The 15,073-nt window shown below is 57.5% G+C and carries 10 protein-coding genes and 1 pseudogene; 6 read left to right on the top strand and 5 right to left on the bottom strand.

What is annotated here, in order from left to right; all coding sequences use genetic code 11:
• The first annotated feature begins 374 nt into the window (after positions 1-374).
• The 5 genes and pseudogenes from AC4BBN_RS00055 to AC4BBN_RS00035 all read left to right on the top strand — a co-directional run bounded on the left by AC4BBN_RS00055 (position 375) and on the right by AC4BBN_RS00035 (position 8,579).
• Positions 375-614: a helix-turn-helix domain-containing protein gene (locus tag AC4BBN_RS00055; RefSeq protein ID WP_490589908.1), complete on the top strand. Its 240-nt coding sequence runs from the start codon at positions 375-377 to the stop codon at positions 612-614.
• A 367-nt stretch (positions 615-981) separates the two neighbouring features.
• Positions 982-2,637, top strand: a pseudogene (locus AC4BBN_RS00050) (DNA internalization-related competence protein ComEC/Rec2); the annotation flags it as partial.
• A gap of 126 nt (positions 2,638-2,763) precedes the next feature.
• Positions 2,764-4,269: a circularly permuted type 2 ATP-grasp protein gene (locus AC4BBN_RS00045; RefSeq protein WP_490589907.1), complete on the top strand. Its 1,506-nt coding sequence runs from the start codon at positions 2,764-2,766 to the stop codon at positions 4,267-4,269.
• A gap of 32 nt (positions 4,270-4,301) precedes the next feature.
• A complete protein-coding gene (locus tag AC4BBN_RS00040; RefSeq protein ID WP_490589906.1) occupies positions 4,302-5,261 on the top strand; it encodes an alpha-E domain-containing protein in 960 nt (319 codons plus the stop codon).
• Between the two features lie 96 nt (positions 5,262-5,357).
• On the top strand, positions 5,358-8,579 hold the full coding sequence (locus AC4BBN_RS00035; RefSeq protein ID WP_490589905.1) for a bifunctional diguanylate cyclase/phosphodiesterase: 3,222 nt from the start codon (positions 5,358-5,360) through the stop codon (positions 8,577-8,579).
• Here the strand turns inward: AC4BBN_RS00035 and AC4BBN_RS00030 are convergent.
• The 5 genes from AC4BBN_RS00030 to AC4BBN_RS00010 form a co-directional block, all read right to left on the bottom strand.
• Positions 8,573-9,037, bottom strand: a complete 465-nt coding sequence (locus tag AC4BBN_RS00030) for a spore coat protein U domain-containing protein (protein WP_490589904.1) — start codon at positions 9,035-9,037, stop codon at positions 8,573-8,575. The two genes, AC4BBN_RS00035 and AC4BBN_RS00030, sit on opposite strands and share 7 nt — an antisense overlap.
• Positions 9,019-11,286: a fimbria/pilus outer membrane usher protein gene (locus AC4BBN_RS00025; protein WP_490589903.1), complete on the bottom strand. Its 2,268-nt coding sequence runs from the start codon at positions 11,284-11,286 to the stop codon at positions 9,019-9,021. Before AC4BBN_RS00025 ends, AC4BBN_RS00030 begins: the two co-directional genes overlap by 19 nt.
• A 52-nt stretch (positions 11,287-11,338) precedes the next feature.
• Entirely contained in the window at positions 11,339-12,043 is a 705-nt protein-coding gene (locus tag AC4BBN_RS00020) for a fimbrial biogenesis chaperone (RefSeq protein ID WP_490589902.1), read from the bottom strand.
• A gap of 1 nt (position 12,044) precedes the next feature.
• On the bottom strand, positions 12,045-12,572 hold the full coding sequence (locus AC4BBN_RS00015) for a Csu type fimbrial protein (protein ID WP_490589901.1): 528 nt from the start codon (positions 12,570-12,572) through the stop codon (positions 12,045-12,047).
• Between the two features lie 137 nt (positions 12,573-12,709).
• On the bottom strand, positions 12,710-13,636 hold the full coding sequence (locus AC4BBN_RS00010) for a transporter substrate-binding domain-containing protein (RefSeq protein ID WP_490589900.1): 927 nt from the start codon (positions 13,634-13,636) through the stop codon (positions 12,710-12,712).
• Positions 13,637-13,696: 60 nt separating this feature from the next.
• Here AC4BBN_RS00010 and AC4BBN_RS00005 point away from each other — a divergent pair, with 60 nt between their 5' ends.
• On the top strand, positions 13,697-14,941 hold the full coding sequence (locus AC4BBN_RS00005) for an ABC transporter substrate-binding protein (RefSeq protein ID WP_490589899.1): 1,245 nt from the start codon (positions 13,697-13,699) through the stop codon (positions 14,939-14,941).
• Positions 14,942-15,073: the final 132 nt, after the last annotated feature.

Genomic DNA, 15,073 nt, shown 5'->3' with positions numbered 1-15,073 from the left:
ACGTGGTGACCCACCTTTTGGTTTTTGGCTGCCCTGCGACGTGCTGGTCGCACTCAACGACGAACCAAGTCGAAGTTGTAACTACTTCGGCTGCCATCCAATTCAGACTTTCGCATCTAGTGCCATCTTCTTCCTGCGCGTACCGTTTAACTGTCTGAATCCCGCTTTCCATGAGGCCGCTGTTTCCTTTTTTGGAGGTGAATTTTTGGGGTTGCCGTGTGTACTACTTGAGCAGCGGACATCGTTAACTTCGTAGAAAAACGTGCACCGAGTTGCTGCAATTTGCCTGCATTGTAGATGTATAAACAGTGGATATATGAACGGTAGATATAACGGCTGTAGATTTTAGGGCGGTATGTAGGCAACCTTAAGGAATGAAAAAGCAAGAAAAGGTGCCTGACGCACGCACGCTGTTGGCAGCCAATGTTCTAAAACATCGAATGCAGTTGGGGGTATCGCAGGAGAAGCTAGCGGAGATGGCAGGCTTTCACCGGACCTACGTCAGTCAAGTGGAGCGTCGGGTTGCGAATGCCACGACTGACAACGTTCAAAAACTTGCTGACGTCTTGAGTGTTCCAGTCGCGAAGCTATTTGAGGTTCCCAGCGAGAACTGATGGGCCTGTAGGCCGCTTTGGGAGGGGGAGGCGCTGGAGCAGAACTTTAATGTCACCTGAAATTCTGGAGCAGAACTATTTGTCACTTCGTGCGTTTTTTGCCCTGAATCTGCGTATTTGCAGAGTTTTCGCGTCATCGCGACTTAAGAGCAGATTTGGCACGAATTCAAGCTGCCGAATTCAGAACTCCAAATTTCCAGCTTGGGAATTTCCGAGAAGTGGGTGTTCATGCGGGTTTTAGGCCGCTAGAGCAGAACTTTAATGTCACTTAGCGGGGCCGCATTTCAGGGCTTGGAGCAGAACTATTTGTCACAAAACCGCTGGAGCAGAACTATTTGTCACGGAGCAGAACTTTAATGTAATCCACCAGCGGGCCGATTGGGATATGTTCCGGGCGGCAGGGGTGGCACATTTGATGTCGATCTCCGGGCTCCATGTGACCATGTTTGCCTGGATCGCTGCGGGGCTGGTGGGGTGGCTGTGGCGGCGCAGCGATGTGCTGGGTTGGCGTGCCGGCCTGTGGCTACCGGTGCCACAGGTCGCCTTGGTGGGCGGCCTGCTGCTGGCGTTGGTCTACGCAGTATTCAGTGGCTGGGGCGTGCCCTCGCAGCGCACGGTATGGATGCTGGCGACGGTGGGCGTGTTGCGCCTGAGTGGCCGCAGCTGGCCCTGGCCCTCGGTGTGGCTGCTGGCTTGTGCGGTGGTGGTGGCGATCGACCCCTGGGCCTTGCTGCAGGCGGGGTTCTGGCTGAGCTTCGTCGCGGTGGCTGTGCTGTTTGCTACAGATTTGGGAGCTGCTGGCGCAGGTGATGTCAGCGCTGGAGGTCGATTTCGTTCCATGCTACGTGAGCAGTGGACGATTACGCTGGCGCTCACGCCTTTGACGCTGCTGCTGTTCCAGCAGGTGTCGGTGGTGGGCTTGCTGGCCAACTTGTTGGCCATTCCCTGGGTGACGCTGGTGGTGACGCCCCTGTGCATGCTGGGTGTGCTTTTGCCGCCGGTGTGGCAGATGGCGGCCGGCAGCATCGATGGCCTGGGTTGGGTTCTGCAGTACTTGGTACAGCTGCCGTTTGCTACGGTTTCGGTAGCTGCTCCCGCAGTATGGATAGGCGCCGCAGGCGTTTTGGGTGGCCTGATTCTGGTGCTGCCACTGCCCTGGAGCTTGCGTGCGCTGGGTGTGCCCATGCTGCTGCCGGTGCTGTTGTGGCAGGCGCCGCGTCCGCCGCAGGGGCAGTTTGAATTGTTGGCGGCTGACATCGGCCAGGGCAATGCCGTGCTGGTGCGCACCGCCCACCACAGCCTGCTGTACGACACGGGCCCGCGCTGGGGGCAGGACAGCGATGCCGGTCAGCGCGTGCTGCTGCCTTTGCTGCGCGCCATGGCCGAGACGCTGGATACGGTGGTGGTGAGTCACCGCGACAGCGACCACAGCGGCGGCGCGGCCTCGGTGCTGGCACTGCAGCCAAAGGCGGAGCTACTGAGCTCCATCGAGTCCGGCCACCCTTTGCAGTCAGTGCGCACGGTCACGCGCTGTGCCGCGGGGCAGGGCTGGGACTGGGACGGTGTGCGGTTTGACGTGCTGCACCCGCTGGCGGGCGACTACGCCAGTCCTGCCAAACCGAATGCACTGAGCTGTGTGCTGCGCGTGTCGAACGGCGCACACACCGCCCTGCTGGTGGCCGATATTGAGCAACCCCAGGAAGCGCGGCTGGTGGGCGGGGCGGACGCCCTGCGGGCCGACGTGCTGCTGGTGCCCCACCATGGCAGTAAGACATCCAGCAGCCCGGCGTTTCTGGACGCGGTACGGCCCCGCTTTGCGCTGGTGCAGGCAGGTTACCGCAACCGCTTTGGCCACCCCGCGCCGCCGGTGCTGGCGCGCTACCAGGAGCGCGGCATCCAGGTGGTGGACAGCAGTCACTGTGGGGCGGCCACCTGGCAGTCGGTGGCGCCGCAGCGCGTGGCTTGCGAGCGGCAGCAAGCGCCGCATTACTGGCAGCACCCATGGGCAGATGGAGCGCTCTGAAATGTCGTTACGATGGATGCGGCGAACATAGGTCCCAGCGTTTGCGCTTAATTTGTGCGAGTTGCCCATTTGCACGTCAACATGGCTCGTTACTTGCTATTCTTTGGTTTCAGGAGATGAAAACTTATGCAGAAATTTGACGAAATGTATACATCGCTACCGTATGAGTTTTTCTCTAAGGGAAAGCAGATCCGGGATCACTACAAGATTTATGACGCGTGGTTGGCCAAGCAGCCGGGCGACATGATGGCCAAGCGGCGCGAAGAGGCCGAGATGATCTTCCGCCGCGTCGGCATCACCTTTGCCGTGTACGGCGCCAAGGACGAGGACGGCTCGGGCACCGAGCGTCTGATCCCGTTTGACCTGATCCCCCGCATCATCCCTGCCCACGAGTGGGGCAGCATGGAAAAAGGCCTGGTGCAACGCGTCACCGCGCTGAACCGCTTCATCCATGACGTCTACCACGACCAGGACATTCTGAAGGCCGGCATCATCCCGCGCGACCAGGTGATCAACAACGCCCAGTTCCGCCCCGAGATGATGGGTGTGGACGTGCCGAACAACATCTATTCGCATATCTCCGGTGTGGACATCGTGCGCGCCCCCGATGCCCAGGGTAACGGCGAGTACTACGTGCTGGAAGACAATCTGCGCGTGCCCAGCGGCGTGAGCTACATGCTGGAAGACCGCAAGATGATGATGCGCCTCTTCCCTGATCTGTTCAGCAGCCATCGCGTGGCTCCGGTGGCCCATTACCCCGACTTGCTGCTGGAAACCTTGCGTGCTTCGGCCCCTGCCGCCACAGCGGACCCTACAGTCGTCGTCTTGACGCCTGGTATGTACAACAGCGCCTACTTCGAGCACGCCTTCCTGGCGCAGCAAATGGGTATCGAGCTGGTCGAAGGCCAAGACCTTTTCGTAAAGGACAACTTCTGCTACATGCGCACCACGCGTGGCCCGAAGCGGGTGGACGTGATCTACCGCCGGGTGGACGACGACTTTTTGGACCCGCAGGTCTTCCGCCCCACCTCGACCCTGGGTTGCGACGGCCTGATGGCAGCCTACCGTGCAGGCAATGTGACTATCTGCAACGGCGTGGGTACCGGTGTGGCAGACGACAAGTCCATCTATCCCTATGTGCCGAAGATGATCGAGTTCTACCTGGGTGAAAAGCCCATCCTGAACAATGTTCCTACATACATGTGCCGCAACAAGGACGACCTGGCCTACACCCTGGCCAACCTGAAGGACCTGGTGGTCAAGGAAGTGCATGGCGCTGGCGGCTACGGCATGCTGGTCGGGCCGGCATCGACCAAGGCCGAGATCGAGGAGTTCCGCGCCGCGCTGCTGGCCAACCCCAGCGGCTATATCGCCCAGCCCACGCTCAGCCTGTCCAGCTGCCCGACCTTTGTGGAGTCCGGCATTGCGCCGCGTCACATCGATTTGCGGCCGTTTGTACTGTCTGCCAAGGAAGTGCAGATGGTGCCCGGCGGTTTGACCCGCGTGGCCTTGAAAGATGGCTCTCTGGTGGTGAATTCGTCCCAGGGCGGCGGCACCAAAGACACCTGGATTCTGGAGGACGACTCTGTCCCCGCGACCGTGCCTGCCGTGCACAGCCAATCCCAATCGTAGACACGTAGACACACAGAACAAGGAACGACTTCATGCTGTCACGCACCGCTGACCATTTATTCTGGATGTCCCGTTACACCGAGCGCGCGGAGAACACAGCGCGCATGCTGGATATCAACTACCAAACAGCGCTCTTGCCCCAGTCCAACGCAGTCGCCCAGGTGGGCCTGCAAGGTCTGTTGTCCATCAGCGAGCTGCTGCACCCCTACACCGAAAAGCACGGCGCCATCACCTCCCAGTCGGTGATGGAGTTCATGGTGAAGGACGAAGAAAACCCGTCCTCCATCATCTCCTGCCTGCGTGCGGCCCGTGAGAATGCCCGCGCGGTGCGCGGTACCCTGACCACCGAGGTCTGGGAGACGCTGAACACCACCTGGCTGGAAGTCAACCGCATGCTGAAGTCCGGCGAGTTTGAAAATGACCCGGCGCAGTTTTTCGAATGGGTCAAGTTCCGCTCGCATCTGTCGCGCGGCGTAACCCTGGGCACGATGCTGCAGGATGAAGCCTTTCACTTCCTGCGCCTGGGTACCTTCCTGGAGCGCGCCGACAACACTGCGCGCCTGGTGGACGTGAAGTTCCATGCGGTGCAAAGCGACTTTTTTGGCACCGCCAATGAGAAGGACCAAGAGTACGACTTCTACCACTGGAGCGCCATTTTGCGCAGCGTCTCGGGTTTTGAGGTGTACCGCAAGGTGTACCGCGATGTGATCAAGCCCGAGCGCGTGGCCGAGCTGCTGATCCTGCGTGCCGACATGCCGCGCTCGCTGCACGGCAGCCTGAACGAGGTGTTGAACAACCTGCTGCTGGTGTCGAGCGACCCGGCCAGCGAGACACTGCGCCGCGCCGGCAAGCTGCGTGCCGATTTGCAGTTTGCCCGCATCGATGAAATCCTGGCGACTGGCCTGCATGCCTTCCTGACCCAGTTCCTGGACCGGGTGAATGAGCTGGGAGCGCACATCAGCCGCGAGTTTCTGGTTCCCACCACCAACTGAGCGGCGGAGAACTGGCATCTTACTTAGCACTTCTGGAGAGGATTGCCCAACGGGGCAGTCCTTTCCGCGTCTTGATTTCGGAGCCCGCCTAACGCCATGGCGTTGACCAACAGGTTTACTCGTTGGCTAGGGCGCCTGAGCGTGGGGCGCAAACTCACGCTGATTTACCTGCTGGACCTGACCGCGGTCATTTATGTGTCCAGCATTCTGATCCACGAAAAATACCTGTCTATTGATTTCACCCGCAAGGAGATCCGGGGCACGGCATACAGTGTGGCGGTGCGAGATGTATTGATGCTGCCGTTTCTGCCATCGCAGAGTGGGCAGAATGAAGTAGCGTTGCAACGATTTCAGCAATTGCGTGAAAGCCTGGACGGAGAGCTGAAAACCACCCAGGCCAGCCAGGAGTTCATTTCCGCATGGCGTATTGCCGCCCGGGTGAACGAGTCGGAGCATCAAAATGCTTTGAAAGGCATGGTGCGGCAAGGCCGCGAGTTGCTCACCACGGTGGGCAACCAGTCGAATCTGATCCTGGACCCGGACCTGGATAGCTACTACGCCATGTCCCTGGTGGTGCTGCGTTTTCCGGAGTTGTTGGAGGTTCTCAACGACACGGTGCGCATACTGCCCAAGGCGCCTGCGGCGGACAAGATCCCGTCGGGTGTGACGGACCGGCGCACCGAACTATTGATACTGGCTGGCAGGCTGGATGCCGTGACCCTGGGGATCCGCTCCGACTACAACCAGGCATTTTCTGCAGGTACGCCGCTACAGCGCGCCGCTCTGGAAAACGGACGCAAGCTGCTCGAACAAAGGCTGAGCGCATTCTTGTCTGCCGTACAAGAGCTGGCCGATGGCAACCCGGACCCCCAGATATTGGCGCAGCTGGGCGTCCATTACTCCGAGACGCTGGATGCCATGGCCACGGCCTGGGCGAGCACGGCAACCGATCTGGACCGTTTGCTGCATGACCGCGTGGATATGCTGTTTGGCCGCATGTGGCTGCACCTGGGCACGGCACTGCTGCTGCTGTCCTGCATTCTTAGCCTGGTGTACGCAGTGGCTCGACAGATATCGCGGCCGCTAAAGCAGCTGGCTTTGGTAGCGGACGCTGTGCGCCAGACCGGTGACCATACGCGACGTGCGCAATGGCATAGCCGTGATGAAATCGGTCAACTGGTTGATGCTTTCAATGGCATGCTGGCGCAGTTGGACGAACAGCGCATGGTGCAGCAGGAGACGGCGGCTAGCACCCGTGCAGCCCAGGCGCAGCAGGCTTTGGTGGAGGCTATCCCGATTGCCCTTGTCGTGACTTCCGTGCCCGACCACGAGGTATTGCACGCCAATGCGCCGGCCCAGCTGTGGCTGGGCGGCACCACCCGTGACCCTTGGGTGACGGGGCTGGAGCATGGCGTGCGTGCGCGGTTTTTCCAGCACCTGTCTGACCAGGGCAAGGTGGACGAATTCGAGGTGCGTTGGCTGGGGGCTGCCGAGCCGTCCTGGGCCGTTTTGTCAGCGCGCCGCCTGCAGTTTCAGGGGCGGGATGCGGTGTTGACGGCGTTCACGCCCATCAATGTGCTGAAGGTGATGGAGAAACGCCTGGAGCTGTGGGCCAAGGTGTTCGAGGCCTCTTCGGAGGGCATCATCATCATGGACTCTAAGCAAAAAATACTCAGTGTGAACCGGGCGTTTTGCCGCAGCACCTCTTACGATTTTTACGAGGTGATTGGTGAGCACCTGGGGTTTTTGATCGAAGGGCCGCAGGCCACAACCTTGGGGCAACACCTGGATGGCTTTTTGCAGGAGCGCGATGCCTGGCAGGGTGAGGTGAACTTTCTTAAGCGTTCGGGCGAAACTTATCCGGCCTGGTTGATGGTCTCGGCCGTGCGGGACGGCTCGCGTTTGGGGGCGGTATCGCAGTACATCGGCATATCCGTAGACATTACCGACCGCAAGCGCACAGAAGCACGGGTGCAGTATCTGGCACAGCACGACGTATTGACGGAGCTGCCCAATCGTGCGCTGTGCGTACTGCGGCTGCAAGAAGCCTTGCAAGCAGCGCAGCGCGACGGCGATCGTGTTGCGGTGCTGTTCATTGATCTGGACCGCTTCAAGATCATCAACGACACCTTGGGTCACCATATCGGCGACGGCGTGCTGCGGTCCGTGGCCAATAGGCTAACGCAGGTGGTGCGGGCTGGCGACACGGTCAGCCGGCTGGGTGGCGATGAATATGTGATCGTGTTGCGCGGCATTGTTGAACGCAGCGAGGCGCAACAAATGGTCGAACAGCGCCTGATACCGCTGATTCGGCAGACGCACCACATCGAGGGCAATGCCTTGCACGTGTCCTGCAGTGTGGGTGTGGCGCTGTACCCTGAGGACGGCACGGATCTGGATGAGCTGATGCGACGGGCCGATGCAGCCATGTATGTGGCCAAGAATACGGGGCGCGACATGCTGCGCTTTTATGAGCCCGAGATAGAACAGCTGGCCCAGCACCGGTTGGTATTGGAGCAGCACTTGCGCCAGGCGCTGGAGTTGGGGGAGTTCAGCCTGCACTACCAGCCCAAGGTAAATGCCAATACGCTCGATATTGTGGGAGTGGAGGCTTTGCTGCGCTGGGATAACCCGGAGCTTGGATCGGTGCCTCCTGCCAGTTTTATTGCATTGGCTGAAGAGACGGGCTTGATCCGGCCGATTGGCGCCTGGGTGCTGCAAGAGGCTTGTTCGCAGTTGGCGCGTTGGCATGGGCAGGGGTTGGGTACGCTGAATGTGTCGGTCAATCTGTCTGCACTGCAGTTGGCTGATGGCGACCTTGCTGAGCAAGTGCGCAGTTGTCTGCTGCAGTATGGGGTCATGCCTGCAGCGTTGGAGATAGAAATTACCGAGTCCGTGCTGATGGACAACACCAACCTGGCCGAGGAGCAGCTAGCGGCGCTCAAGGCCTTGGGCATACAGCTGTCCATTGACGACTTTGGGACAGGCTATTCCAGCCTGGCATACCTCAAGCGTTTTGCAATCGACAAGTTGAAAATAGACCAATCTTTTGTGCGCGACATGTTGACTGACCCTACGGACTTGGCGATTGTTCGCGCCATCATTGCCTTGGGCCATACCCTGGGGCTGAGGGTGGTGGCGGAAGGTGTGGAGGGGGAGCAGGTAGCCGGTCAGTTGAAGGCCCTGGCTTGCGACGAGATGCAGGGGTATTACTTTGCCCGTCCCATGACCGCAGAGGCGTTCGCGCAATGGCTGCTGGATCGCCGGCAATCGCCGGAAAGACGGCGCAATCTTCTGGCGAGCCAGCTTGCTCAGTAGCTCAAAGTGACGTTCAGGCTGCCCGAGTAGAGCAGTCCGGCGCTCACGTTTTGAAGCGATTGGATGCGCGAATAGACGTTATGTACCTTGACCCCCGCCACCAGCGCCCCTGAAGATGTGACGCTGCTGCTGAGACCTGTACCGGCTGTGTTGCCCCACACCGTGCTGAAGCTAGGGTCTTTGTAGGCTTGGTAGTACAGCCTGTTGCCTAAATAGACGATAGAGCGGGTCGTGTCATTGTTGATACCGGTGCCCGCTATCGTCAGGGTGTAGTTGGTTGTGAGCGAGGAGCCGCCAGGAATGCATGAGACAGTGATTGTGCTTGTGGTGTCTGTAGATGAGGGCAATATCGAGTTGTAGATGCCGAACGCCATGCCTGACAACAGCAGCGTGCAGACAACAGCCGAACTGGTGAGCGGCGTCAAAATCAGGATGCAGATTAGGGCAATGTTGCGCATAAATAGCCTCCGGCAATATCGTCTTGTGGCTTGTAATTAAAGCTGCAGCGGTTGCCACCCCATTCGATGGTGACTTCTGCCGGTCGGTCCGAACGCTCGAAAAATACTTCGCTGCGTGACGTCACTGCGGTGTGTAGCCGTTGCGTTGAAATGCTGACTTTGGCGCCTGCTGGCAGCAAATTGCCCATCGCATCGCGCACGGGTACAGAGATGCCGCCATCGCTGAGGTCGAACTGTGCCAACACTCCGGCCGCGCTGGTGGGCACAATGTTTTGTTGGTCACGCGGCATGGCGTATTCGATAGGCAATGCCGAGGTGTCCACTCCGACATTATTGGGTTGGTAAGAGCGCCCCTCGGTCACAATGGCCCAGCCTTTGTCGTTGGTGCGGGCAACTTCGCGGTTGTCTAGCAGAACCGGTAGGTTGGGTAGGCCCACGTCCACCACGATAAAGGCGTCGTTGATGCGCCGCGACATAAAGTAGCGACCTTCTGCGACCCCAACAGCACCGGATACGCCCAAGGTCGAGGTAAGACCTCTGCTATCAACCTGGGCCGCCACTCGCCAGTCTGCCTCTGCGCCACGCTTGTTCCAGCGGGCACCTATATTGGTTTGTTCACCCACAGTGCCGAAGGCTTGGAGCCATTGGTTGTCCATTTGCGCATCGGGCGGCGGTGTTGACTGGACGCTCCAACCCAAGGATGCTTTTTCGCGGGAGCGTTGTTGCAGACTGAGCTGCCCGTCATAGTTGTTGCCCAGCGGCTGAGACCAGACGAGGTAGATGCCTGTAGTGACCTGGTCGTTAATGGCTATGCGTTGCAGGGACAGGCCCCATTGGCTACGCGGGCCGGTTTGCATGCGGGCGCTGAGTGACGATACGTTGGTCTTGCGTTCTCTGCTCTCGCGCCGGTCGTCGATGCTTGCCGAAATAGACCAGCGGTTGTTCAGGTTGAAGCTTATGCCTGAGCTGATCGTCCTGCAGGCGCGCCAGAGGCGATCTGTTAACACCTCGGTGAAGTCAGTTGAATAGCAGCCACTCAGCGACTGTTCCGCTCTGATGTTCGCAGAAAACTCCTGTGTGGCGTAATCATGGTTTACGTCCAGCCACCATTTGCCTTGCGGCTGTGCCTCTGAACGTTGCCAGATAACGCCTGCAGAGGAGGCGCCTCTTTGCGGCGATGCTGTCTCTGCGGCAAGCGTTAAACGGGCTGCACCGTCTGCGGCAAGTACCTGGGTCTGTAGCGTGAGTTCCCGGTTGATGCCGCGCCGCAATGTTGCGCTGGCCACTAAAGGCGGACTGGATCCAACGCTGCGACCATCACTGGCGAGGACACCCACATCTGCCGACCATTCGCTAGCGCCCGGTGTAAGCATTTCTGGCGCGTAGTAGTACGGCACGCTGCTATGCGTTTGTACGCCGCTTACATCGGTGCTGATGATGTCCATGTGACCGAGGCCGGGGAACTGCGGCTGCAGTTCTATGCTGTAAGGGCCATAAGGCACTTGGGTGGTTTGGCGAAACATGCCATCTATGAAAACATCGGTACGCTGAGAGCGATCAACTAATCCGTCTATGCGCGGGCGCAACACTTGGCTAGTACTTGGGCTTAGGCTTGCATTGCTGCCAATGCGCAGTCCTGTCAGGGGTAATCCGGCACCTAATGACGTGTCGGGCACGGAGATGCTGCCTGCTTGTATGGAGTAGCCTGAGCGCGGACGATCCACTTGCCATACGGCTTGTGTCAGCGTGCGGGAGCCATAACCTCCTATGACAACCCCGGCGGTACGTATGCTTCCGTGTCCATGGGGTGAATATATGCGTCCCTCCAGCAGAGCCGATGCACCAGGGTAACTGGTGAGCCATGTATCCACGTCGTAATTGAGGTATCCGCCTGTGGATGTGACCTCGGTTGCTTCACCCGTTTCGGTAAGCGCCGGCATTATGCGCAGTGGTAGCAACTTGCTGTTCTCTAGTGTGATCGTGAGCACGGTGCTGGCTTCGTCATAAAAGCAGCGGTCTTGCGAGCCACAAAAGCCGACGTGGGTGATTGTTTCGAACGTCCGCGTATCACGCCCTGCAAGACCCATGCGCCAGCTGCTAGCTTCGCTTTCAGGTATCCAAATGCGTGTGTTTGCGGGGCCTAGCTGCCGGTATAAAAGCTGGGATTCTGTCAATAACGTACCGTTTAATACGACGCTTACTACGATGGGTTCAACCGATGCAGGTGCCGGTTCCGTGTACTGCGCCAAGGCTTTTAACGGTAGTAGCCACAGGGCTAGCAGTGCCAGCCGGTAAGCGGATTTATTGCAGAGCGAGTGCGCTCTCGCGCTCATCGTCACCCTCCAGCCAACGTACACGGGAGTCAGGAGGAAGCTTGTCGCCCAACGGTATGGTCAATGCCGAACGCGCCAGTATGTAGTTGCTGGGTAGTTCTAAACGAATGGGTCCAGATGTACTAACAAGCGCCAACTTCGCAGCTCGGACATGGATGTTGCCGTCATTTTGGGCAATCAACTGCCAGCTATCAGCCTCTTTATGAACGAACCATTTCAGTGCTTGTGGTTTGGATTCTTCAGGCGCGACAAATACGGGTATGCCTATACGTAAACGCACGCCTATGCCCATGCCCTGCTGCAGCGGCGCGGGAGATGTCAATTCCGTGAAGTACAAGCGATAGGCGCGTTCCGTTTCACCTTTGCTTGGCCTCAATAGGCCAATTCGCAAGCGCATGCGTTGGTTCGGCGGCAGGGTGACTACTGCGGGGGTGACCACCACGTCGTTATCCAACTGGCCTTGAGTACCTTCGGGCCATACCTGGACCTGCGTTTCCACCGTGATTGTTTGCGCGCTGGTATTGGTGAGTAGAACGGACTGCACGCCGCGGTTCCCCCCAAAGTCAATCCGGGTGGGCAAAATGGTAAGCCCACCCGCGATGGCGCTAGCGTTAAGGAGGACTAGCGCGAGCCCTGCGGCGCTGTGCAGCAGTCGATGTACGCCAAGCAACATCTCAGTAATCTACCGTTACCGTGATTTGGTCTAAGTAGCTACCAGGCGCGACATTCTGATTTTTGGGAATTTTCCCGTAAATGATGTTTGGGATGGCAACACCCGTGCCTACGCCGGATACGCCCAGTGTCGCGGCCACAGTACCAAAGATGCCTGTCATTGCTGGATCGCGGTAGATCTCGTATGTGAGTCGAGAGGTGCCGTTGCCCATGCGCCTTGTCGAGCCTGCGGCAAAACTACCGTTGTTCAGGCTGATGGTGTACGGCGTCAGCAATGAGCAGTTGACGTTGATGGTGGACGTTGTGGTGGCATCGGTAGCGGAGCCACCGTCGTAGGTGCCGAATGCCATTTCGGTTGCAGTGACTGCGCATGAGGTGGCAACGGTGGCCGTGACGTTGAAATTGGCGGTAGCGCTGGCGGCGTGGGCGACGCTTGGCGGTAGCGCGGCGAAAAGGCTTATGAGCGCTAATTGCTTCGCAAGCGGCGTAATGCGCTTTCCATATATACCGCTATATGTTGAAGTATTCATCGCTGCACACTTTTTAAATCTATGTGCAAATGAATATATCAGCTGTATGTAACTTTATGCAATGTGGCTATGGCAATTTTCTTCGGGTTTGTAGGGTGATTTGAGAATTTCTAACGGGGCAGAAATTTCTATTTATATTAGATGTCTTTCATTTCACTACCGGGGGCATCAAATAGTTCACGTAACTTCTGCGGAATCGGTATTCCTAGTGCTTGAGGAAGGCTTGGAATGGGTTGCATGAACCATTTGTCATACAGTCGAGCCATTTCGCCCGTTTTCATCATGCTGTCTATTACTTCATTTGCCAGCGCTTGCAGTTCTTCGTCTTGGAGTCGAAACATCAAGGCAATTGGATCTGTACGCAGCACGCCATCCACCAAGACGTAGTGAGACGGATCTACGGAAAGTGCGCGTTGCGCAAGCAGAGATGGAGTGGGGGAGGCAACAGCATCTACGCGTCCTGATGTCAGTAGCGCAAAGGTATCTTTTGCTTGGCGTGCATAGGTTTCCTTGACCTTCTGCGCACCATTGCGGGCCAAGGCGCGTAGCGATGCAGCTGCCGAACTGCCAGCCTCCAAGCCTATTGTTTTGCCTCCAAGATTGGAAATACTCAGATCCTTGTTGTCGGCTTGGGTCATTACGCGAATCTCCAACACCATGGTGGCATGCGCAAGCAGAGCTTGCTGGAGCGAGGATGTGTTGACGGTGTTGCTACCGCATTCGATGTCTATCGTGCGGTTGTCCAACAATGCAAAGCGCGTCGCCAGGTTGGTGGGTACTGTGACTACCTTAATTTGCGGCAGATCGTAGCGTTTTTGTATTGCCGCGACCAATCGTAAGCAGATGTCGAGGTGGTAGCCAATATGTGTGCCCGATGTATCGAGATAACTGAGAGGAATAGCTGAATCACTGACGCCAAGAACAATACGTCCGGTGCCTGCAATTCGGCTCAAGGTGTTATCGTTTGCATGGCTCAATGTTGATATGCTCAGCCACACGAGAATTATGCTTAAGCTGCGCTTGAGTGGTGTCTGATGCTTACTTTTTTTAAATTTTTTTAGCATACTTTGATACTAAATTAATTTCATCATCAAATTTGATTATATTTTTGATATTAACTGGGCTTGTTGCTGGCAGTTAATGCCCTGGATGTTATTATTTTAAAGAGTTGGTGCGTGCATGCTTGGATGAAAGATGTAACCATGGCTAAATTTAGAAGGGTTTCGTGTTTTATTAAGCAGTGGCTTGCAGTCGGGCTGGGACTGGGGTTCGGCTTCGTCTGTCCGACCCATGCTGAATCTTCGGACCGCGCGGATGAAATTCGTATCGGCATGGTGAATGCGCGTAGCGGGCCCGTCGGTTTCATGGGAGAAGGCATGTTGCAGGGGGCAAGCGCTGTTTTCAATGAGGTGAACGCCAATGGCGGCATTTTTGGCCGCAAGATCGTTCTGCGTGTTGCTGACGATGCTTATGAGCCCGAGCAAACGCTTGAGCACACCATCCAAATGATCGACGATGAGAAGGTCTTGGCCTTGTTTGGCTACGTGGGGACTGCCACAGTCAACGCGATTTTGCCTCTGCTAGGCGAGCAGGATGTGCCATTGATCGGCGTCATATCGGGCTCGCAAAGCTTACGAAAACCCATCGTGCGCCAGGTTTTCAACCTACGCGCTTCATATTGGGATGAAGTTGATGCATTGGTCGACAGGCTGATGACCAACGGGGCCAAAAAGATTGCGGTTGTTTACCAGAATGATGGTTTTGGCTTGTCTGTGCTGTCCGGTGTAGACCGTTCGTTGTTGAGGCACGGTATGTTGGTCCACAGCACTGGCAGCTTTCAACGCAATACCACCGCCATTCGTATGGCTCTGTCCACGATGGTGGAGCAGCAGCCGGACGCGATCGTGCTGGCGGGCACCAATGCGCCCGTCGTGGAGTTCATCAAGCAGGCGCGAGGATTGGGGGTGAAGGCGCAATTTGCTACTTTGTCTTTTGTCGGCACCGAAAGGCTGCTGGAAAATCTGGGCAATGCCGGCCAAGGGGTCTTGATTTCGCAGGTTGTGCCTTACCCCGGGGATAACAGCGATTGGAAAATTGTGGGCAGTTGCCGCAAGGCCCTGAAGCAACAACTGAATGCACCTCTGAATTTCACCAGTTTTGAGGCGTGTATCTCCGCCAGACTCTTGGTGCTGGCTTTAGAAAAGGCCGGCCCTCAGCTTTCACGAGAGGCCTTGCGCAACAGCCTTGAGTCCATGCGTGCCTTGGACTTGGACGGCATGGCGATCAACTTTTCAGCGGACAACCACCAGGCCAGCGACCGTGTTTTTCTGACCCAGATACGCAACGGGAAAATAGTCCAGATCCGCTAATTGCGGCCTAACAGGCTGCTGAAATACCGCCCACCGACATGCACGCCGACCCCGCCGTTGCCGGAATTTTGAGGATTCGGCGCGCAACGAAGGTCAGACTGCTCGCTTCGAAGCCGATTCGGGCCTTCTGAA

The sequence above is a fragment of the Rhodoferax sp. SPJ21 genome (assembly GCF_058216335.1).
The sequence above is the reverse complement of the archived record's forward strand: the minus strand, read 5'-3'. Positions and strand labels throughout refer to the sequence as shown.